Genomic DNA, 19090 nt, shown 5'->3' with positions numbered 1-19090 from the left:
GTCACCATCCTGTCCCGAGTGGAGGCCGCTGTGACCCCCAGTTAACAGGTACGTCGAAGCAGGTACGCCGTACTTCGACAGAATCGGAATGTCGAAATCCACCCGGTCGGCACCGACGTCTCCGCCGAGTGACGCTCAGCCGGGGCGTCCCGCCGTACTGGAGATGCCTGATGGTTTCGCATTCGAAGCGCTGGATCGCGCTAGCGTTGCTCTGTCTGACCGGGTTCATGATCATCCTGGACGCGTCGATCGTGCTGGTCGCCGTGCCGTCGATCGAGCGGGAGCTGACCTTCTCGACCGGTGGCGCGCAGTGGGTGCCCAGCGGGTACGGGCTGATGTTCGGCGGCCTCCTGCTGCTCGGCGGCCGGATCTCCGACCTGCTGGGTCGCCGGCGTGTCTTCATGACCGGCCTGGTGCTGTTCGCAGGGTCTTCTCTGCTCTGTGGGTTCGCCTGGAGTGGTGACGCGCTGGTCCTCGCACGCGGGCTACAGGGCGCGGCCGCCGCCGTACTGGCTCCCAGTGCGTTGTCGATCGTCATGACCACGTTCCCGTCCGGTCCGGATCGCAACAAGGCGCTGGGGATCTGGGGCGCGACCAGTGGGGTCGGGGGTACGGCGGGTTCGCTCGTCGGCGGACCCGTTACGGAGGGACTCGGCTGGCAGTGGATCTTCTTCATCAACGTGCCGGTCTGCCTGCTGGTCCTCGTACTGGCGCCCGTACTGCTGCTGGACAGCCGGGGACCGGGACGCCGCGGGTTCGACGTGGCCGGTGCCATCACCGTCACCGCAGCACTCATCGTCCTCGTGTACGCCGTCATCGAGGCACCTGAGTCGTCGGCGACGCAGACCGTACTCCTGGTGCTCGCCTCCGCCGCTCTGTTCGCACTGTTCGTAGCAGTGGAGAGGCGCTCGGCTGCACCGCTCGTACCGCTCCGGATCTTCCACTCGCGCGCACTGGTCGGCGGCAACCTCATCACGATCAGCTGGGGGCTAGCGGCGTTCGGACTCAACTTCGTCTACACGCAGTACGCACAGCTCGCACTGGGTGTGTCAGCGATCCGCTACGGCTTCATGTCCGCCGTACTGGCAGCAGCCGCGGTCGTGGCGTCCATAGTCGGTCAGCACCTCGTCACTCGAGTCGGACCGCGCCGGGTCGCCTTCGTGTCACTACTGGTCGCAGGACTGGGTACGACGCTGATGACCCAGCTCACCGTGTCCTCTGGATACTTCGAGCTGGCCTTCTGGGGGCTGACGATCTTCGGCGCCGGACTGGGCGCAGGTACGGTCGCCGGCTCGATCGCCTCACTGAGCGACGTCGCGGGCGAAGACGCGGGCGTCGCGTCCGGACTGCAGAACGCCAGCTTCCAGATCGGCGGGGCCGTCGGTGTCGCCGCAGTCTCCGCCGTAGCCACCGCCAGTACGTCGGGTGCCACGCCGGTCGCTCTCACTCACGGCTACCGCATCGCATTCGCGACGGTGTGGATCTTCCTCGCGATCGGCCTCGCCGGCTGCCTCCTTCTCAAACGACTGTTAGAGGTTCGGGCGCCCGGAGGTGGGCACCGGACGTCTGTGGCCACCACCGTCAGGCGGCCCAGTTGAAGGAGGTTCCATGCTGGTCCTCGGACTGATTCTGCTGATCCTCGGGTTCGTGCTCAACATCTCGATCCTGTGGACCATCGGCATCGTGCTGCTCCTGGTCGGAGCGGTCCTGTGGCTTCTGGGAGCCACCGGCCGCGCGGTCGGCGGCCGAAGGCACTGGTACTGATCGGCTCGTCCTGATCTGCTAGAGCACAAGAACCCCGCGGGATCGTCCGCGGGGTTCTGTCGGCGCGGGTGGTTACCGTGTGGCCCATGAAGTACGTCGTGATGATCTTTCGGAGCGTCGACCGCCTGTGGACCGCGGACGACGACGAGGCCCTGCAGCGGTTGATGCGGCTCGAAGCGGAGCTCGCCGAGTCCGGTGAACTGGTCAGCTCGGAAGGGCTGCGACCGCCGGAGGACGGCCGGATCGTGCAGATCCGGGAAGGTCAGCAGGTCGTCACCGACGGTCCGTTCGGCGAGGCCAAGGAGCAACTGGCCGGGTTCTTCCTGATCGACGCGTCCGACGACGACCGCGCGCAGGAGATCGCCGGCCGGGTCTCAGCTGCGGTCGACGACCGGGTCGAGCTCCGCGGCACCCTGATCTCAGCGGGGATGCCAGACGAACTTCGGTGAGCGTTTCTGTGTGAAGGCCTCGATCCCTTCCGCGAGCTCACCCGAGGCGATCGTCTCGCGATACCGCCGTACCGCTGCCGCGTCTCCGTCCTTGCCGGCCAGCAGTGCGTTGACCGATTCCTTGGCCGAGCGGATCGTCAGCTGCGACCGCGACACCAGCGTGTCCGCGAACTCCTCGGCCGCCGCCATCGGGTCGTCCTCCACGCGGTCAACCAAACCCTTCAGCTCGGCGCGGTCCGCGGTCAGCAGCTCACCGCTGAAGAGCAGGTACTTCGTGGTCGCGGGACCGACCAGGTCGAGCAGCACCTTGATCGCGGCCGGTGGGTAGACGACGCCGATCCGGGCCGGCGTCACGCCGAAGCTCGCGTCTCGGGCGGCGAAGCGGAAGTCGCAATTCACCGCGATCTCCAGACCGCCGCCGATGCAGTGCCCGCGGATGACCGCGATCGTCGGCTTCGGAAACTCCCGCAACGCCGCCTGCGCCTGCAGGTTGGACGCCCGCAACTCGGCCATCGGATCGGCCGGGTCGGTGCCCGAGATCAGCTCGCGGATATCGGCGCCGGCGGAGAAACTCGCGCCCTCGCCGGTCACCAGCAGGACTTTGACCTCGTCGTCGCTCGCCAGGTCGTCGAGCAGCCCCGGCAGGGCCGCCCACATGGCGCGGGTCAGCGCGTTCCGCTTCGCCGCGCGATCGATCACCAGCCGCGCAACCGCCCCACCCTCGATCCGAAATCCCACCCGCGCAGTCAACCGCAACAACGGCCGCGCCGCCGCGCTGTGGGTCACACCTATGGACCGCCAGGCCATCACAATTGCTTCTCCAGCGCCGGCCCACGCCTGAAGCGGCGTGCGGCGCGTGATTGTGATGGCCTGGAGGTCCGCGTCAGGCGGCGCGCTTGGCGCGGGACTTCGCGCGGGCCATCCGGAACAGGTACGCCGGGGTCGGCGGGACCCAGCCGAGTTGCTTGGCCTGGCCGAGGTCGTCGCGGTTCGCCCAGTGCTCGACGACCAGGCCGTCCTCGATCCGGAGCCAGTGTGACTGGGTGGCCGCGAACGTCCTGCCGGTCGGCGGAAACACCGTGTCCACCGAACCGTCGCCGGCGTACGTGACGAACGGCGCCACATGGCGGCCCTTCATCGTGGAGTTCACCGCGACGAGGTTGCCATCAGCAACCACGTGGTCGATCTCGTACGACAGGCCCTCGAACGCGCCGCGCAGCCACTGCGCTGTCGCGTAGAAGGCGGCCGGCCCGCGTCCTCGGCCACCCGCCGGCCCCACGACGTCCTCCAGGTTCCTCGCCTGCGGGTGGATCAGTGCGTCGAAGTCGGACCGTTCCCCGTCGGCCATGATCAGGATGCTGCGGGCGGCGACGTCACCGGCCTGTGTTGTCGTACTCATCGGATCCCCCAATAATTAGATACAGTGTGACTGTACTCAAAAGCATCGGATCGGTGATGGCGGAAGTCAAGAGGAATTACGACGCAACTTCGCGGCGCGAGCGGGCCCGGCTGCGGCGACGCGACGTCGTGGTCGCGGCGCACGAGCTGTTCGACGCGGACGGTTTCCAAGCGACCACGATCAGTGCCGTCGCCCGTCGCGCCGGCGTCTCGCCGGAGAGCATCTACAAGGGTTTCGGCACCAAGGCCGCACTCGCGAAGGCGGTCTTCGACTTCGTCATCGTCGGCGACGACGAGCCGGTCCCGCTCGCGGAGCGCCCCGAGATACTGGCGATCCAGGCTGAGCCCGACATACGGCGGAAGATCCGGAGGTACGTCGACGGCCTCGTGGAGCGGCAGCAGCGGTCAGCCCGGGTCCAGATCCTGATCCGCGACGGGCGGCACGGCGACGAGACGCTCCGCGAGACCTGGCAGACGTTGCTCGACGAGCGGCTGACCGGGATGACGATGTTCGGCCGCCACCTGCTCGAGACCGGCGACCTCCGCCCCGGCATCACCCTCGACGAGGTCGCCGACATCCTGTGGACGTACATCTCCGTCGAGCTCTACGAGCTGCTCGTCCTGCTCCGCGACTGGACTCCGGAGCGGTACGGCGACCACGTGACGACCGCGATCACGACGGCGATCTGCCGACCAAGCGTTTGATCTCGGAACGGTCACATCCGAATAGCGGGCAGATCACGACTGGCGCCAGCCAGTGGATGTTCGTAATGCGTTAAGAGTAGGGGCCGATTCGAACCGGCGCGGCGAAGTGTGCTTGACTCCTCCGGTCGATAACGTTTTGGTCTCGGCAGATTGGATTTACCAGTGACGGCAGGACGGCATAGACAGGCGCGACACCGACAGTCGCGCGCCAAGATCATCCAGCCAGGTCTCGTGAAGGTAGCGATTCCGGGCGCGGCAGTGGCGATGGTTGCCACCGGTTCGGCCGCCGCACTTCCCAGCCAGCACGTTCAGCTCGACCCGTCGATCGCCAGCTCGTCCCTGCAGCTGTCGCGCGACGCCACGATCAGCCGGGACGCCCTGCGGCCGCCGATCAACACCACGTCGACGACTCCGACCGCGGCGCCCAAGCCGAAGGCGAGCCCGACAGCCAAGCACCTGAAGAAGCAGGCGCCGATCCCGAAGCCGACCTCGGCGAAGACCCGCGCGGCGCAGGATCTGACCGCGAATGCGACGCCGCCGAAGGTCACCGGCACGAAGTACACCACCACCGACGTGAACCTCTGGTCGCTGCCGCTGACCGGTCTGCTGCTGGACGTGCTGCCGAAGGGCACCAAGGTCTCGGTCTCCGGCAAGGTCGACGGCATCTGGGCCGAGGTCGTCAGCGACGGCAAGTCCCGCTGGGTCAAGGCGCAGTACCTGTCCGCCACCAAGCCGGTCGCGACTGTTTCCGGGGCGATCTCGCAGGCGGCCTGCGAGTCGGGTTCGTCGGTCGAGGACGGCCTGACCCAGGACGCGATCCGGGTGCACCGCGCGATCTGCGCGAAGTTCCCCGACATCTCGTCGTACGGCGGTCTGCGGTCGGGCGACTCCGGGTCGGAGCACTCCAGCGGCCGCGCGCTCGACATCATGGTCAGCGGCTCTGAGGGCCAAGAGGTCGCGGACTGGCTGAAGGCCAACTACAAGAAGCTCGGCGTCAGCCAGCTGATCTGGTCGCAGCACATCTGGACGGTCCAGCGCAGCAGCGAGGGCTGGCGCGCGATGGAGGACCGCGGTGGAGCAACCGCGAACCACTACGACCACGTGCACGTGAGCGTCTACGGAAACTCCGGCACGGTCTGATCGACGCCAACGAATCGACGCCAAAGAATCGACGCTGAGAACGGCCCGGGGCGGGGACCCGGGCCGTTTTTCTATGGGCGGATGTTGGCGTTCAGGTGGAAGAAGTTCGTCGGGTCGTAGGCCCGCTTCACCTCGCGCAGCCGCTGCAGATCCGCGGCGCCGTACGCCGTGTCCGCGCGCCCCGGGTCGCCGAGGAAGTTCACGAACGTCCGCCCCGAGGTAGGCAGGCCCACTACCTCGCGGTCGATGATCAGTGAGTACGACGCGTCGCGGTGGCCGATCGGTCCGGCGCCGGGACCCGGGTGGGCCATCGCGCCGCCCCAGTGGCGGATCTCGACCATCGCGTCCTCGAGCTCGGTGACCACGTCGATCACCTCGTCGGTCAGCGTGTCCAGGAAATCGAGGTGGCGAGCAGGCGTGCCGCCCATCGCGGCGTCGGCGTACTCGATCGTCTTCAGCTCGCCGGCGAGCCGCGGGCCGGCGATCTCGAACAGCGGCTTCAGCAGGTGTTCGGCCAGGTCGGCGGCACCGGCGTACAGGACCTTGATCGCGACGGCGCGCTGCTCGGTGCCGGGGACGCGGGTCAGGACGACCGCGGTGCTGAGTTCGTTGGGGATCGTGGCGGTCCAGTCGCGGTACCGGCGGAGGATCGCGGCGGCGCGGTCGATGCCGTAGTAGACGATGCCGGCGTGGACCTCGCGGACCGGGTACAGGCGGAACTCCAGCGAGGTGACGATGCCGAAGTTTCCGGTGCCGCCGCGGATCGCCCAGAACAGGTCCGGGTGCTGCTCGGCGCTCGCGGTGACGGCGCGACCGTCGGCGGTGACGACCTCGGCGCGGATCACGCTGTCGGCCGCGAACCCGTACTTGCGGGCCAGCCACCCCACTCCGCCGCCCAGCGTGTACCCGGTGACGCCGACGTCGCGGTGCGACCCGGACAGCGGGGCGAGCCCGAACTGCCGCGCAGCATCCAGCACCGCACCCCAGCGGGCACCCGGCGCGACCTTGGCGATCCGGCGCTCCGGGTCGATCAGTACGCCGGTCATCTGTGTTGTCTTCAACAGGATCCCGCGGTCAGCGGGCACCCGCGTGCCGTGACCCGTCGCCTGCACAGCGATCGGTACGCCGTACTCGCGAGCGGTCCGCACCGCTGCCTGCACGTCGGTCCGCCCATAAGCCTCGGCCACCAAGAGCGGGCGCGAGTCCACCGAAGGGATCACGGAGCGCCGCTGCTCGTCGTACTCCGGCTCTCCGGGCAGCCGGACGGCGCCGTTGAACCCTGCCCCCAGCAGTCCCGCCACGAGGTCACCGGCAACCGCTGCAATCGCCTGCGTAGACATCTGATCCCGCTCCTTCGCCGTATCCGCTTCCTGCCCATACGTCGAAGGAGATCGCCGATGATCGACACGTCCGCCAAACTTTTCTCGATGACTCACTCTGTCGAGATCTCCGGACGTACCCTCACCAAGCGCTACGCGTCGTGGCCGCGCGACGAGCCGGCCCGCGAATGGGCCGCGCTGACCGTGCTGTCCCGCGCCGCACCTGGCCTCGCGCCCACTCCCCTCGAGTTGTCCACAGACCCGACGCCGTGGCTGAGGATGACGGTCGTACCCGGCGAACCGCTGGGCGGCTCTCTCACGTCCGCCCAGACAGCAGCTCTGGGCGACGCTCTCCAGTCACTCTGGTCAGTGCCCGTCGACGATCTGGCGCCGATCGATCTGCAAGCGCTCGTCGACCGCACCCGATCGGGACTCGTCGCGCTCCGCGACACCGACGGCGTGATCGCCGAGGCCGCCCGTACCTGGCTCGACAACGAGCCGCCCGACCTGACCGCCGTACCCGATCCTGTGGTTGCCCACGGCGACCCCAACCTCACCAACTATCTGTGGGACGGCGAGCGGATCCGCATCGTCGACTTCGAGGACGCGGGGTTGGGTGATCGCACTGTCGAGCTGGCGAACCTGGTCGAGCACCTGTCCTGGCGAGCGACCGATCCGACCCCGTTGGTACGGCGGTTCGCCGTGGACCCCGGACGCTTCCGGGCGGCCCGCTGCCTGTGGGCCGGGTTCTGGCTGACGCTGATCGGGCCGGGCGGGCCGAGCGCCGACCGCAATCCACCAGGGACTGCGGAGGCGCAGGCGCAGCGGATGCTCAGGCTGGTAGCGGGATGACCTCGAGACGGTCGAGGTCGGCGAGGATGTCGATCTGAGTGATCTTGCCGTCGGTCACGGTGACGGACATGACGCCCATCAAGCGGTCGTTGACGACTGTGATCACGCCGGGCAGCCCGTTGACCAGAACGAGCTGGTTGTACGGCGCCATCCGGCTGAACAGGAGCGCCTGCTCGACGACCGCCTTCGCGCCGCGAACCAGCTTCGACACGGCCGGTCCGGCGAACTCGGCGCTCGCCGTACCCGCGTCCGCGCGCAGCAGCACGTCCGGATCTAGCAGTGCTAGCAATGCCTCGAAGTCACCGCCCCGCGACGCGGCCATGAACGCCTCGACGACGGCCCGCTGCCTGCTGACATCGCCGTCACTCGCCGGCGCACCCTGGACCCGCCGACGCGCGCGGCTCGCCAGCTGACGCGTCGCGGCCGGCGACTTGTCCACAATCGTGGCGATCTCGTCGAACCCGACCCCGAACATGTCGTGCAGTACGAACGCCAGCCGCTCCGCCGGCGACAGGGTCTCCAGGACGACGAGCAACGCCAGCCCGATCGCATCCGCCTGGACCGCCTCGTCCTCCGGCCCCAGCTCACCGTCTGCACGGGCGATGACCGGGTCCGGTACGTACGTGTCCAGTGAGTCCTCCCGCCGCGACTTGCGACTGCGCAGCATGTCCAGACACACCCGCGACACCACCGTGGTCAGCCAGCCCGCCAGATTGCCGACGTCACTCACGTCAGTACGGCTCAGCCGCAGCCAGGCCTCCTGTACGGCGTCCTCGGCCTCCGGCAACGACCCGAGCATCCGGTAGGCGACCGCACGCAGGTGCCCACGGTTCTCCTCGAACCGCCGCGCCAACTGCTCATGCTCGTCCACCGCTACCTCCTCAGTGCCCTGACGGATCAGCCCACCATGATGTGACAAGCCGCCGGATCACCCGATCATGGGGTCATGACTTCCCCGGTGTTCGCGGACGACTTCGACGGACCGGCCCTGGACCTGTCGGTCTGGTCGCCGTACTACCTACCGCACTGGAGCTCCCGTGCCGCCTCTGCTGCGACGTACAGCTTGGCCGGCTCCTGCCTGACACTCAGCATCCCCGTCGAGCAGGGCCTCTGGTGCGCCGGCGATCACCAGCCGGACCTGCGGGTCTCCGGCGTCCAGTCGGGCAACTACTCGGGTCCTGTCGGTAGCACGATCGGCCAGCAGCCGTACCGTGACGGCCTGCTCGTTCGAGAGGAGCAGGAGCCGTTCTGGGGCCTCACCTCGGACGGCGGGTACGTCGAGCTCCGCGCCGCCGCCGACATCCGTCCGGGGTCCATGGTGTCGCTCTGGATGGTCGGGCTGGAGGATCAGCCGGGTCGCTGTGGGGAGATCTGTGTGATGGAGGTGTTCGGCGACGCGCTCGTTCCCGGTGAGTCGGCTGCGGTCGGCATGGGGCTCAAGACCATCCGCGACCCCGCCGTACCGCAGGACTTCGAGGCGGTGCGGCTGCCGATCGACGTACGGGAGTTCCACACGTACGCGGTCGAGTGGTCCGGCGGTACGGCGACGTTCTCCGTCGACGGCACCGCGGTGCGCAGCTGTCAGGGCGCTCCGACGTACCCGATGCAGCTGATGCTCGCGGTCTTCGACTTCCCGGAGCAGTCCGGGCGGGACCATGTCCCGAGCTTTGCCGTCGACCACATCCGGGTGCGCTAAGGTCGGTGGCATGTTCCAGCGCGCAGGTATGTGGTGGGCCGTCGACCTGACGGCCTGAATCTGCGCGTACCCACCCGGCCGTCTCCTGCGAGGCGGCCGTTGTCATGTTCTCCTCGTGGGCGACCCAGCACCCTGAGGAATGCCGATGGCAACAACGCTCCGGACGTGGTCCGGTCTGATCTCCGCGCTTCTGGCCGGCTCCGACCTGTCGACGGCGGACACCGGCTGGGCGATGGACCAACTGGTGCTCGGCGAGGTGTCACCGTCCCAGATCTCCGGGTTCCTGATTGCCCTGCGCGCGAAAGGCGAGACTGCCGACGAGCTCAACGGGCTGGCCGACGTACTGCGTTCGCACGCGACGCCGGTGCGGATCAGTGGACCGTTCGTGGACATCGTCGGCACAGGTGGCGACCGGACCGGTGCAGCGAACATCTCCACGATGGCAGCCGTGGTTGTCGCCGCTGCTGGTGTCACCGTGGTCAAGCACGGTGGACGAGCCGCCTCGTCGTCAGCCGCCGGTTCTGGCGATCTGGTGGAGCACCTGGGCATTCCACTCGACCTGTCCGCTGCCGACGCCGCTCATATGGCTGCGGAGGTCGGACTGACCTACCTGTTCGCTCCACGCTTCAACCCAGCCCTCCGCCAAGTTGCAGTGGTACGGCGTGAGCTGGCGGTCCCCACCGCGTTCAACGTGCTCGCACCGTTGCTGAACCCGGCCAACCCACAACACCAACTCGTCGGCGTCGCAAACCCGCGCATGCTGCCTGTGCTTGCTGGTGCGCTCGCCAAACAAGGCAGGTCCGCACTGGTCGCCCGCGGAGACGACGGGCTCGACAAGCTCACCACTACTGGGTATTCGCGGCTCTGGGTGGTGCATGGCGGCTCCGCATCGGAGGTGGTGTTCGACCCACGCTCACTCGGCCTACGACCCTCCTCTCTCGCGGAGCTGCGTGGTGGGGATGCGGCGTTCAACGCACGGCTCTTGCGGGACCTGGTCGATGGAGAGCCCGGTCCGGTGCGGGACGTCGTACTACTCAACGCTGCGGCCGCACTGGCGACGCTGACGCTGGAGGCTGGCCTGGAACAGTTGCCTGACTGCTTCGAGCGCTGCCGGGAGGCCGTGGACAGCGGCCGAGCAGCAGCAGTACTAGACCGCTGGACTCGCCGGTGAGGCTCCCGCGAACCGCAGGATGGTGTCAGTCACCAGCTGCGGTTCGCGGAGGCTCGGAGAGTCGCCAGTTAGCCAGACGACCTCGCAGCCGGGGATCCGCGCGGCAGTACCGCCGGCCGCAGCTGCGAGAACCGCGCGGTCCTTGTCACCGACCATCACGACGGACGGTACCTGGATCTCGTACAACCGGTCGTACACGGGCGCATCCGGTTTCAGGTACTCGTCCTGGTCGTCCTCCGGCTCTTCGGGCAGCGGGAAGCCGCTGACGCTCGGGCACAACAGCACCAGGCCGTGGACTCGGTCTGGGTGGGTCAGCGTGAAGGTGAGTGCCGTACCGCCGCCCATCGAGCAGCCGACGAGCAGCGCGCGCTCCAGGTTCAGCTGGTCCAGGACCGCCTCGAGGTCGCTTAGGAGCGAGAACTCACCTGTCGGCTGCGGTGAACGCCCGTACCCACGGACGTCGTACCGAACGACCCGGTACCCGCTGAGCCCGGGCATCACGAGGTCCCACGACCGCGAGTCCCCGATGCCCGGGTGCAACAGCACAATCGGCACTCCATCGCCGGCCAGATGCTCGGTCCAGACGGTGTCCTGCCCAACCGGGATCGTCAGCTCCATCTCTTCAGCATGCCCGTCCGTCCGTACCAATGCCCGCCAGCTCGCAGATGCTTGACGAAAGCTCTCTGCAGAGTGGTGTCCTGCGGGACGCGGTCGAGGTCCTCGTCGGTCAGCTGATGGTCAGGTACTGAGAGGTGCAGGCCCAGCCGCATCAACTCACGGTCGCCCTCGGACGAGTCCTCTGGTGGCAGGAGCGGGAGGATGTCGAAGCGGCTCTGGAAGCGCATGATGTTCGAGTCCGGGCGCAGGTACTCGGCCAACTGCGGGTCCAGCAGCCAGGAGTGACAGACGAGCCCCGCAAGCGGCTCTTCCGGGTACCAGCGCTTGAACGACTCGACTGCAGTGGCGACGGACTCCTCTGACTCCTGCGCGTCGAGGCGCCCACTCGGTGGGATGTGAATCGACAACACGTGACCGGACACGTCATCTCCCATTCCCAACTGGGTGCGCGTGAACGCATGCCGGCCGATCTCGTAGTCGGTACCCCGGAAGCGCAGCGGTGGACTCCACAGCGGCATCAGCCCGACACCGGCTTTACCGAAGATGTGCCGATGCGTCTGCATCACCCCACCGAGTGCCGCCACCGTAGAGACGGTCACCGACTCCGGGACGCCCCGCTGCGCGTGGAGCTCGCGCAACCTCGGCAGGTTGGCCAGCAGCGCCCACGCCGCCGCGAACAGTCCCACCGCCGACGCATCTTGCGGCACCGCCGGCCAGCCTCTGAAACCGGTTGGAGGCAGTGCCAGGTCCAGGTCCCGCTCGACCTCTCCGGCAAGCGCCCACGTGATCGCCCACCACTCCGGCTCGCGGTCCGGGTCCGGACGCGCCGCCAGCATCGCGTCACGATCGGCCGGGTGCACACCGCAGTACGCCAGCAACTCCTCGGCGTTCTCGGGCAGTTGCGGGTCGGCACCGACCTCCAGACCCTCGAACCGCGTTTGGTCCCGCTTGGTGAAGCCCACTCGTTCCACCGCACTCAGAACGTCCACAACCTGTTCCCTCCGCCGCGCTCGGTCTGTCCCTCGACCTCACCACGGGCCGCCCGTCGCGCGCACGACTTTTGTGTCCTAGGTCACCGTTAGGCTCGGCGGACAGCTAGCGACAAGGGGAGATGGCATGGCGAAGTTCGGTCAGTCCGACGACTTGCAAGGGGCAGAGTTCTTCGAGGCGAACCTGCGCGGGGCGCGATTCGTCGAGTCCGATCTGTCCGGCGCGGTGATGCGCGGAGTCGACATCCAGGGCGCGGACATCGACGCGCCGTGGATTGTCGAGCCCGGAGGCAGCCTGACGGTGAACGGTGTCGAGATTGCGGCGTACGTCGAAGCCGAACTGAACGCCCGCTTCCCGGGCCGAGCGGACCGGCGGGCCGAGGATCCCGAGGGTCTCCGCGCCGCCTGGGCCGTCCTCGAGCAGACCTGGGCATCGACCTTCGAACGCGTCGCAGGCATGTCGGAAGGCACCGTCGACGTGTCGGTCGACGGCGAGTGGTCGTTCGCGCAAACGCTGCGGCACCTGGTGCACGCGATCGACCTGTGGTTCGGCCGGTCGATCCTCGAACGCGAGGACTTCCATCCGCTCGGGCTGAGCTACAACACCAAGGACGCGCTGACCGAAACGCCGCCGTACGCCGAAGTTCTCCAGGCCCACGCCGGCCGCGTCGCCATGGTCCGCGACTTCCTCGCCACCGTCACCCCGGCCGAACTGGACACCCCTCGCAAGAATCCACACGGCCCCCGCCCCGAAACCACAGGCTCCTGCCTCCGCGTAATCCTCGGGGAAGGCTGGGAGCACCACCGCTTCGCCGTCCGAGACCTCGACACCATCGAGGCCCGCTGACGAGCAGCGCGGCGCGGTTACCATTCGGCGCATGAGCGAGCCGCACACTGATCCTGTCGCCCACAACCGCCGTGCCTGGGACCGCGAGGTGGAGAAGGGCAACGAGTGGTCGCGGCCGGTGACGCCTGAGGTGGTCGCGAAGGCGCGGGCCGGTGAGTGGTCCATCGTCCTGATGGGGCACGAGCCGATCGACCCGACCTGGTTTCCGCCGGACATCGCCGCCTGCGACGTGCTCTGCCTCGCCTCCGGCGGCGGGCAGCAGGGTCCGGTGCTCGCCGCGGCTGGCGCGCGGGTGACCGTCTTCGACAACTCGCCCGGCCAGCTCGCGCAGGACGAGATGGTCGCCGCGCGGGAGGGGCTCGACGTACGTACGGTGCTCGGCGACGCGCGCGACCTGAGCGAGTTCCCGGACGCCTCGTTCGACCTGATCGTGCACCCGGTCTCCAACCTTTTCATCCCCGAGCTGGCCCCGGTCTGGCGGGAGTGCCACCGCGTGCTGCGGCCCGGCGGCACGCTGCTGTCCGGCTTCGTCAACCCGGACGTCTATCTCTTCGACGCGGACGCGATGGACACGCGCGGCGAGCTGGTAGTGCGGCACCGCCTGCCGTATAGCGATGTCACCCATCTGGAGCCGGGCGAGCGGGAGCGGCTGTTCGGCACCGACTCGCCGCTGGAGTACAGCCACACGCTCACCGACCAGATCGGCGGGCAGACCGCCGTGGGGTTCGCCATCACCGATTTCGCCGAGGCGCCACACCAGGCGGAGGCAACGGCCGGCTGGCTACCCGGCTACTTCGCTACCAAGGCAGTGAAGGGCTCTTAGCTCAACGCCTCGTCTCGTACCTGGTCATAATCACGCCGCCGGGAAACGTCCGCGTTTCCACCAGGTTCAGGTTCACCCAGCTGTCCAGCGCGGTGAAGAACGGTTTGCCGCCGCCCACCAACACCGGGTGGGTGACGATCTCGTACTCGTCGACCAGCCCGGCCTGCATGGCCGCCGCAGCGAGTGTGGCGCCACCGACCCTCATCGGCTCGCCGTCGCCGGCCTTGAGCCGGGTGATCTCGGCTACCGCGTCGCCGGTGACCAGGCGGGCGTTCCAGTCGACCTTGTCGATGGTCGAGGAGAACACCACCTTCGGCGTGTCCCGCCAGTTCCGCGCGTACTCGATCTGCGCCGGGGTGGCGTCGGGCTGCTGGTCGCCGGTCGGCCAGTGGGAACTCATCCCCTCCCACAGCTTGCGCCCGTACAAGAAGAGCCCGATCGCCAACTCCTGGTCGAGCCACCACTGAAACCACTCGTCGCTCGGCACGCCCCAGCTGATGTCGTCGCCGGGCGCGGCGACGTAGCCGTCCAGGGTCAGGTTCATGCCGTAGATCAGTTTCCGCATGGCGCCAGGCCTTCCAGTCGGTCCGACGGCCTTCTCCGGCCGCCCGTCACCCCTACTACGAACGCCGCACTCCGGATCCGACTGGCCGGCGGCAGAAATTCTCACGAGGCGGAGGGTGTGGGATTCGAACCCACGATGACGGTCACCCGCCATACCGGTTTTCAAGACCAGCGCACTCGGCCGCTATGCGAACCCTCCTGGCGGTTGCCGCCGAGGGTTGAGGATACCGGGTGGAAACGGAGTGCGGGGGTGGGGAGGGGCCGGTATGGTCGGCGCAGCGGCGGGGCGCCGCTGAGGGTACGGACGGAGGTGGGAGCAATGTCTCGGTCGTTCGAGGGCATCGCACACGCCGGCCGGTCAGCGCGCTGACGCTCTGACCGGGCGAACCAGCCGGCGGCACAGCCGGCGTCCATCGCTTCGTCATGCCCTCAGGAGTTCCTATGCGTTCCCTCCGTGCGTACGCGTTCCCGTCCGAGCTCGGACCTGATTTCCGCAAGATCTTTCCGGCCGCGATCATCTCCAACCTCGGCGACGGCGCCCTGATCGCCGCCGGCCCGTTGCTCGTCGCCTCGATCACCACTGAACCTGCGGCGGTCGGGGCCGCCGCCTTCGTGCAGCAGTTGCCGTGGCTGCTCTTCGCTCTGTTCAGCGGCGTCCTCGTCGACCGGCTCGACCGCCGGTTGATGATCGTTGCCGCGGACACCTTTCGCGCGATCGTCCTGGCCGCGCTCGGTCTCGCCGTACTGTTCGACACCGCGCCGCTCTGGGCGGTTTACGTCGCACTGTTCCTCCTCGGTACGGCGGAAACGCTGGCGGATAACGCATCTGGTGCATTGCTGGTCAGCGCCGTACCGAAGGACCACCTCGGCAAGGCGAACGCTCGATTGTTCGCCAGCGGCACCGTGCTCCAGCAACTCGGCGGGCCGCCGCTAGGCGCACTGCTGTTCGCTGCGGGCGCGGGCATTCCTCTGGTCTTCGACGCAGTCACCTTCGCCGCCGCAGCGATCCTGATCGCTCGCGTCGCCGTACGTCCGCCGCTGCCCGACCAGTCCACCCGCGCAGCCCTGTTACATGAGGTGCGCGAGGGAGTCCGCTGGCTCTGGCATCACTCCGGCGTACGGACGCTCGCCCTGTCGATCCTGGTCATGAACATCACCTTCTGTGCCGCCTTCGCGACCTGGGTGTTGTTCGCGCGCGAGCAGCTGGGGCTGAGCGAGACGCAGTTCGGTCTGCTCGTGTCGGTCGGTGCCGTGGGCGGTGTGCTCGGTATGCCGACGTACCACTTCCTGGAGCCGCGCGTGGGTTCCGTGACCCTCCTCCGCGCCGGACTGGTCATCGAGACAACGGTCCATCTCATCCTGGCGCTCACCAGGAACCCGTGGGTCGCCGGCGCGACCATGGCCGTGTTCGGCGTCCACGCGGTGGTGTGGGGCATCGTGTCGACTACAGCGCGTCAGCTGGCCACACCGGACGCTCTGATGGGCAGGGTGAACAGCGTGTACATGCTGGCCTCAGTGGGCGGCGCCGCGATCGGCTCCGCGCTGGGCGGCGTACTGGCGCAGCAGTACGGTCTGGCCGCGCCGTTCGCGATCGCCTTCGTAGCGATGGTCGTGATGACCGCGGTCGCCTGGCGCCCACTGCGGAACGTCTCGGTACGGCGGGTGGGCGCGACCGACTGAAATCGGATGGAATGGGCCGGCGAGCGCTTGCTACGGTTCGCCAGCCGCACAAACACCCGATGGGAGCGCTTCGCCATGCCCGCAGCCGCGTCACTTGGCCTCCCGAACGTCCGCGGTCGGGTCCCGCTGCTGGCCGGTCTGGCGATCGACTCGTTCGGTGGCGGCTGCGCCGGGCCGCTGTTGTTGCTGTTCTTCAACAAGGTCGCCGGCATCCCGCTCGGGACGGCCGGCGTGATGCTGACCGTCGCGACGCTGTTCTCCATCGCGGCGCCCGCCGCGGTGGGTCTGGTGATCGACCGCCTCGGGCCGCGGAACCTTGTCGTGGCTGCGCAGTTCGCTCAGGGCCTGGCGTTCACGGGCTTCTTCTTCGGGCGGTCGATGTGGCTGCTCTTCCTGTGCGCACTGGTCACGACAACCGGCCAGCGGGTGTTCTGGTCGGCGATCTTCAGCCTGCTCGCGGACGTCGCCGACGAGGGCGAGCGGGACAAGTGGTTCGGCCTGGGCGGGATGATGCAGGCCGGTGGCCTCGCTCTGGGCGCTCTGGTGGCCGGCTGGCTGCTGGCGATCGGCGGGGACGCACCGTTCCTGTTCGCGATGGCCCTCAACGCGGTGACGTTCTACCTCGCCGGGGTGCTGCTCCTGCGGCTGCACCCGTCGCACCACAAGCGGACCGACCAGGACACCGGTCCGGCGCCGTTGCTGCGCAAGGACAAGACATTCCTGGCACTGATCGCCGCGAACACGCTGCTGGCGCTCTGCACGATGATGCTCGGCGTCGGCGTACCGGTGTACGTCACAGAAGCGCTGACAGTGCCGAAGTGGCTGGTCGGCGTACTGATCGCGGCAACGGCTGTGGTGTTGGCGACCGGCCAGACGCTCGTCGTACGGCACACCGAGCAGCGGCGTCGTACGAACGTCATGGTGGTTGCTGGGATCACGTACGCCGCGTGGGCGTTGCTGATGGCGCTGCAGGTGCACATCCCTGCTGGATGGGTTGTGGCGGTGCTGGTGCTCGCCACGGCCTGCTACGCGTTCGCCGACGTACTGCACGCGGCGACGAACAACGCGCTGTCTGCCGTGATCGCGCCGACAGTCGGGCGGGGAAAGTACCTGTCGTACTGGCAGTACTCGTTCACCTTCTCGAGCGTGCTGGCGCCGGCGTTCTTCGCGCAGCTCTTCGAGGTGCATCACGAGCTGCCGTGGGTGGTACTCGCGGCGCTCGCGCTGGTGGCGAGTCTGACGATCTACGTGCTCGCCCGGACGGCTCCGCGGTTGAGCTCCGAGCGCATCTGACCGGACGTTTCCTGACCTGTCAGGATGCATTGCATCTGGTCGAACATCTGTTCTAATGTTGGCTCAGTTCGCGGTTCTCCACCCGGATTGTCCGCCGGACCGAGCCTGCCACCTCCGATGTGGACGGCCCGGAGGACACCGCCGCCCGGGTTGTGAGGACCCGGGCAGTGGAGAGTCCGCACGACCGATCTTGGTACAAGCTGGAGCGAGGTGATCACGCGACGAGAGGACAGCAGATGCTGCTGGAACATCGCGGCCGTCGACCGGTCGTGCCCGAATCCGCATATGTCGCCCCATCGGCCGTGCTCTGCGGTGCCGTCGTCCTCGGCGAAGGCAGCAGGGTCCTGCACGGTGCGGTGCTGACGGCGGAGAACGGCGAGATCCGGCTCGGTGAGAACAGTGTGGTGATGGAGAACGCCCTGGTGCGCGGCCGGGCCGATCATCCCGCGCTCATCGGTGACGCGGTCCTGGTAGGTCCCCATGCGCATGTCAACGGCGCCACGGTCGAGGACGAAGTCTTCATCGCCACGGGCGCCGCGTTGTTCCCCGGTTCTGTCGCCGGCGCAGGCGCGGAACTCCGGATCAACAGCGTGCTGCACGTGAACTCGCGGCTGGAAGCAGGCACGGTCCTCCCGATCGGATGGATCGCCGCCGGCGACCCGGCCCAGCTCTTCTCCCCCGACCGGCACGAGGAGCTGTGGCAGATCCAGCGCGATCTGGACTTCCCGGGCACGGTGTACGGCGTCCCTCGCGGTACGTCGATGCGCGACATCATGGCGCGCCAGTCAGCGTTCTTCGGCGAGCACGCTTCGGACCGCCCGGCAGACCCGGCCTGACCCTTCAGGTGACGGTCAGGCGGTAGTCAGGCTGTGGAGTTCGAAGTGACGGATCTGGGCGGGAGAGGAACCTGCGCAGGTCAGGCGGGCGTCGACGGTGTCGAGGCGTGCCGAGACTTCGACGGCGATCAGGCCGTTGGTGGATGCGAGGAGGATTCGCCAGCGGTGCTCGCCAAGGACTTCAACGGTTTGCGGGAGGAGGTTGTCGACGGCCGGTGAGTGACCGGCGGCGCGAGCGAAGTGCTGGGCGGCTTGGACGGGCGGGACGAACGCACCTGATCCACGGAGGAGATCGGGTACGACCGCACCCTCGTCGTACTGCTTGGCGAGTTCGACGGCGCGGGCTGGTGAGACCTGCCCGTAGAACAGGCCATGCGGCAGCACGACCACGTTCGCGGCGAAGCGGTCACCGCCGATGTGGCTGCATTCCCAGGTGCGTTCCGGGTAGGCGGCAGTCAGCGTCGCCGCGACCGGGCGTCCGCGTACGGCGCAGCACGCGTCGTGCCGTCCGTGCGTGCACACGAGGTAGACCGGCTCATTGCTCACCAGTCCCGGGTTATTGCCGGCGAGGACGTCCAGCAAGTCTTCGTCCGTCGGCAGGTCGCCCCAGCGAACGAGTTCGCGCCCGGGGCGGCAGTCCACCAGTCCCCACCGCCGGGGACCAGTCCGATCGAGGCGGCCGTAGCGGCGGATCAGTACGGGCCGAATCCTCAACTCGCGGCATCGCCGAGCAACCGCATCACCCAGTTCGACACCGGACGAGCTGTCTTGAAGGGAGGTCAGGGCCTGGCGGGGCCAGGCGGAGCGGGACTCGATGAGGAGCCAGCGCTCGGCGGGCGGGGCGCTCGCCATCAGGGCGTCGCCGCGGAGGTCGGCCTGCGCCGCGCAGCCGGTCTCCGGTCGATACCTGACGTCACCGAGGTCCACGGCACCTCACGATACTGTT

General features: G+C 68.2%; 21 protein-coding genes and 1 tRNA gene. 13 read left to right on the top strand and 9 right to left on the bottom strand.

Annotated features, from left to right (window positions below):
• Positions 1-170: 170 nt before the first annotated feature.
• The 3 genes from OHB24_RS12370 (at position 171) to OHB24_RS12360 (ending at position 2213) form a co-directional block, all read left to right on the top strand.
• Positions 171-1598 (top strand): MFS transporter, encoded by a 1428-nt coding sequence (locus OHB24_RS12370; protein ID WP_327639129.1) that lies wholly within the window; start codon positions 171-173, stop codon positions 1596-1598.
• 10 nt (positions 1599-1608) lie between these two features.
• Positions 1609-1764: a DUF6131 family protein gene (locus OHB24_RS12365; RefSeq protein ID WP_165546417.1), complete on the top strand. Its 156-nt coding sequence runs from the start codon at positions 1609-1611 to the stop codon at positions 1762-1764.
• 86 nt (positions 1765-1850) lie between these two features.
• Positions 1851-2213, top strand: a complete 363-nt coding sequence (locus tag OHB24_RS12360; RefSeq protein WP_327639128.1) for a YciI family protein — start codon at positions 1851-1853, stop codon at positions 2211-2213.
• On the opposite strand, the gene OHB24_RS12355 is transcribed toward OHB24_RS12360, so the two are convergent.
• Positions 2184-2951 carry an enoyl-CoA hydratase/isomerase family protein gene (locus OHB24_RS12355; RefSeq protein WP_327639127.1) on the bottom strand — a complete coding sequence of 256 codons (768 nt, stop codon included), beginning with the start codon at positions 2949-2951 and terminating at the stop codon, positions 2184-2186. The two genes, OHB24_RS12360 and OHB24_RS12355, sit on opposite strands and share 30 nt — an antisense overlap.
• 145 nt (positions 2952-3096) lie before the next feature.
• Complete coding sequence (locus OHB24_RS12350) at positions 3097-3612, bottom strand: ester cyclase (RefSeq protein ID WP_327639126.1); 516 nt, start codon at positions 3610-3612, stop codon at positions 3097-3099.
• Between the two features lie 56 nt (positions 3613-3668).
• On the opposite strand from OHB24_RS12350, the gene OHB24_RS12345 reads away from it, so the two are divergent.
• Both OHB24_RS12345 and OHB24_RS12340 read left to right on the top strand, forming a co-directional pair.
• Complete coding sequence (locus tag OHB24_RS12345; protein ID WP_327639125.1) at positions 3669-4316, top strand: TetR/AcrR family transcriptional regulator; 648 nt, start codon at positions 3669-3671, stop codon at positions 4314-4316.
• Positions 4317-4547: 231 nt separating this feature from the next.
• Positions 4548-5456, top strand: coding sequence for an SH3 domain-containing protein (locus tag OHB24_RS12340; protein WP_327639124.1), 909 nt, complete (start codon positions 4548-4550; stop codon positions 5454-5456).
• Positions 5457-5527: 71 nt separating this feature from the next.
• On the opposite strand, the gene OHB24_RS12335 is transcribed toward OHB24_RS12340, so the two are convergent.
• Positions 5528-6796 (bottom strand): FAD-binding oxidoreductase, encoded by a 1269-nt coding sequence (locus OHB24_RS12335; protein ID WP_327639123.1) that lies wholly within the window; start codon positions 6794-6796, stop codon positions 5528-5530.
• A gap of 87 nt (positions 6797-6883) precedes the next feature.
• On the opposite strand from OHB24_RS12335, the gene OHB24_RS12330 reads away from it, so the two are divergent.
• The gene (locus tag OHB24_RS12330) at positions 6884-7627 is read left to right on the top strand and encodes a phosphotransferase family protein (protein ID WP_327639122.1); all 744 of its coding nucleotides are present in this window, start codon (positions 6884-6886) and stop codon (positions 7625-7627) included.
• Here the strand turns inward: OHB24_RS12330 and sigJ are convergent.
• Positions 7608-8498 carry an RNA polymerase sigma factor SigJ gene (gene sigJ / locus OHB24_RS12325; protein ID WP_327639121.1) on the bottom strand — a complete coding sequence of 297 codons (891 nt, stop codon included), beginning with the start codon at positions 8496-8498 and terminating at the stop codon, positions 7608-7610. The genes OHB24_RS12330 and sigJ overlap by 20 nt on opposite strands.
• A 75-nt stretch (positions 8499-8573) precedes the next feature.
• Between sigJ and OHB24_RS12320 the strand changes: the two genes are divergently transcribed.
• Both OHB24_RS12320 and trpD read left to right on the top strand, forming a co-directional pair.
• Entirely contained in the window at positions 8574-9323 is a 750-nt protein-coding gene (locus tag OHB24_RS12320; RefSeq protein WP_327639120.1) for a glycoside hydrolase family 16 protein, read from the top strand.
• 145 nt (positions 9324-9468) lie between these two features.
• Positions 9469-10494, top strand: coding sequence for an anthranilate phosphoribosyltransferase (trpD, locus tag OHB24_RS12315; RefSeq protein ID WP_327639119.1), 1026 nt, complete (start codon positions 9469-9471; stop codon positions 10492-10494).
• On the opposite strand, the gene OHB24_RS12310 is transcribed toward trpD, so the two are convergent.
• On the bottom strand, positions 10471-11112 hold the full coding sequence (locus OHB24_RS12310) for an alpha/beta fold hydrolase (RefSeq protein WP_327639118.1): 642 nt from the start codon (positions 11110-11112) through the stop codon (positions 10471-10473). The two genes, trpD and OHB24_RS12310, sit on opposite strands and share 24 nt — an antisense overlap.
• Complete coding sequence (locus tag OHB24_RS12305) at positions 11103-12101, bottom strand: acyltransferase domain-containing protein (RefSeq protein ID WP_327639117.1); 999 nt, start codon at positions 12099-12101, stop codon at positions 11103-11105. The genes OHB24_RS12310 and OHB24_RS12305 overlap by 10 nt, the downstream gene beginning before the upstream one ends.
• 127 nt (positions 12102-12228) lie before the next feature.
• Here OHB24_RS12305 and OHB24_RS12300 point away from each other — a divergent pair, with 127 nt between their 5' ends.
• Together OHB24_RS12300 and OHB24_RS12295 are read left to right on the top strand one after the other, a co-directional pair.
• The gene (locus OHB24_RS12300) at positions 12229-12948 is read left to right on the top strand and encodes a DinB family protein (RefSeq protein ID WP_327639116.1); all 720 of its coding nucleotides are present in this window, start codon (positions 12229-12231) and stop codon (positions 12946-12948) included.
• A gap of 31 nt (positions 12949-12979) precedes the next feature.
• Positions 12980-13771, top strand: a complete 792-nt coding sequence (locus tag OHB24_RS12295; protein WP_327639115.1) for a class I SAM-dependent methyltransferase — start codon at positions 12980-12982, stop codon at positions 13769-13771.
• A gap of 1 nt (position 13772) precedes the next feature.
• Here the strand turns inward: OHB24_RS12295 and OHB24_RS12290 are convergent, their stop codons facing one another.
• Together OHB24_RS12290 and OHB24_RS12285 are read right to left on the bottom strand one after the other, a co-directional pair.
• Positions 13773-14336 carry a dihydrofolate reductase family protein gene (locus tag OHB24_RS12290; RefSeq protein ID WP_327639114.1) on the bottom strand — a complete coding sequence of 188 codons (564 nt, stop codon included), beginning with the start codon at positions 14334-14336 and terminating at the stop codon, positions 13773-13775.
• Positions 14337-14445: 109 nt separating this feature from the next.
• A tRNA-Ser gene (locus OHB24_RS12285) sits at positions 14446-14534 on the bottom strand.
• Positions 14535-14776: 242 nt separating this feature from the next.
• On the opposite strand from OHB24_RS12285, the gene OHB24_RS12280 reads away from it, so the two are divergent.
• The 3 genes from OHB24_RS12280 (at position 14777) to OHB24_RS12270 (ending at position 18144) form a co-directional block, all read left to right on the top strand.
• Positions 14777-16015, top strand: coding sequence for an MFS transporter (locus OHB24_RS12280; RefSeq protein ID WP_327639113.1), 1239 nt, complete (start codon positions 14777-14779; stop codon positions 16013-16015).
• Positions 16016-16090: 75 nt separating this feature from the next.
• A complete protein-coding gene (locus OHB24_RS12275; RefSeq protein ID WP_327639112.1) occupies positions 16091-17308 on the top strand; it encodes an MFS transporter in 1218 nt (405 codons plus the stop codon).
• Positions 17309-17544: 236 nt separating this feature from the next.
• A complete protein-coding gene (locus OHB24_RS12270) occupies positions 17545-18144 on the top strand; it encodes a gamma carbonic anhydrase family protein (protein WP_327639111.1) in 600 nt (199 codons plus the stop codon).
• 15 nt (positions 18145-18159) lie between these two features.
• On the opposite strand, the gene OHB24_RS12265 is transcribed toward OHB24_RS12270, so the two are convergent.
• Entirely contained in the window at positions 18160-19071 is a 912-nt protein-coding gene (locus tag OHB24_RS12265; RefSeq protein WP_327639110.1) for a sucrase ferredoxin, read from the bottom strand.
• Positions 19072-19090: the final 19 nt, after the last annotated feature.

The organism is Kribbella sp. NBC_00482, assembly GCF_036013725.1.
GTDB lineage: Bacteria > Actinomycetota > Actinomycetes > Propionibacteriales > Kribbellaceae > Kribbella.
Note: the sequence above shows the minus strand (reverse complement) of the source record. Positions and strands in the feature narration are given on the sequence as shown.

Coding starts and splice junctions, on each gene's coding strand:
- OHB24_RS12280 (WP_327639113.1), top strand. CDS start 14,777: ATGCGTTCCCTCCGTGCGTACGCGTTCCCGTCCGAGCTCGGACCTGAT.
- OHB24_RS12270 (WP_327639111.1), top strand. CDS start 17,545: ATGCTGCTGGAACATCGCGGCCGTCGACCGGTCGTGCCCGAATCCGCA.
- OHB24_RS12360 (WP_327639128.1), top strand. CDS start 1,851: ATGAAGTACGTCGTGATGATCTTTCGGAGCGTCGACCGCCTGTGGACC.
- trpD (WP_327639119.1), top strand. CDS start 9,469: ATGGCAACAACGCTCCGGACGTGGTCCGGTCTGATCTCCGCGCTTCTG.
- OHB24_RS12350 (WP_327639126.1), bottom strand. CDS start 3,612: ATGAGTACGACAACACAGGCCGGTGACGTCGCCGCCCGCAGCATCCTG.
- OHB24_RS12345 (WP_327639125.1), top strand. CDS start 3,669: ATGGCGGAAGTCAAGAGGAATTACGACGCAACTTCGCGGCGCGAGCGG.
- OHB24_RS12300 (WP_327639116.1), top strand. CDS start 12,229: ATGGCGAAGTTCGGTCAGTCCGACGACTTGCAAGGGGCAGAGTTCTTC.
- OHB24_RS12275 (WP_327639112.1), top strand. CDS start 16,091: ATGCCCGCAGCCGCGTCACTTGGCCTCCCGAACGTCCGCGGTCGGGTC.
- OHB24_RS12365 (WP_165546417.1), top strand. CDS start 1,609: ATGCTGGTCCTCGGACTGATTCTGCTGATCCTCGGGTTCGTGCTCAAC.
- OHB24_RS12330 (WP_327639122.1), top strand. CDS start 6,884: ATGACTCACTCTGTCGAGATCTCCGGACGTACCCTCACCAAGCGCTAC.
- OHB24_RS12290 (WP_327639114.1), bottom strand. CDS start 14,336: ATGCGGAAACTGATCTACGGCATGAACCTGACCCTGGACGGCTACGTC.
- OHB24_RS12310 (WP_327639118.1), bottom strand. CDS start 11,112: ATGGAGCTGACGATCCCGGTTGGGCAGGACACCGTCTGGACCGAGCAT.
- OHB24_RS12335 (WP_327639123.1), bottom strand. CDS start 6,796: ATGTCTACGCAGGCGATTGCAGCGGTTGCCGGTGACCTCGTGGCGGGA.
- OHB24_RS12370 (WP_327639129.1), top strand. CDS start 171: ATGGTTTCGCATTCGAAGCGCTGGATCGCGCTAGCGTTGCTCTGTCTG.
- OHB24_RS12320 (WP_327639120.1), top strand. CDS start 8,574: ATGACTTCCCCGGTGTTCGCGGACGACTTCGACGGACCGGCCCTGGAC.
- OHB24_RS12295 (WP_327639115.1), top strand. CDS start 12,980: ATGAGCGAGCCGCACACTGATCCTGTCGCCCACAACCGCCGTGCCTGG.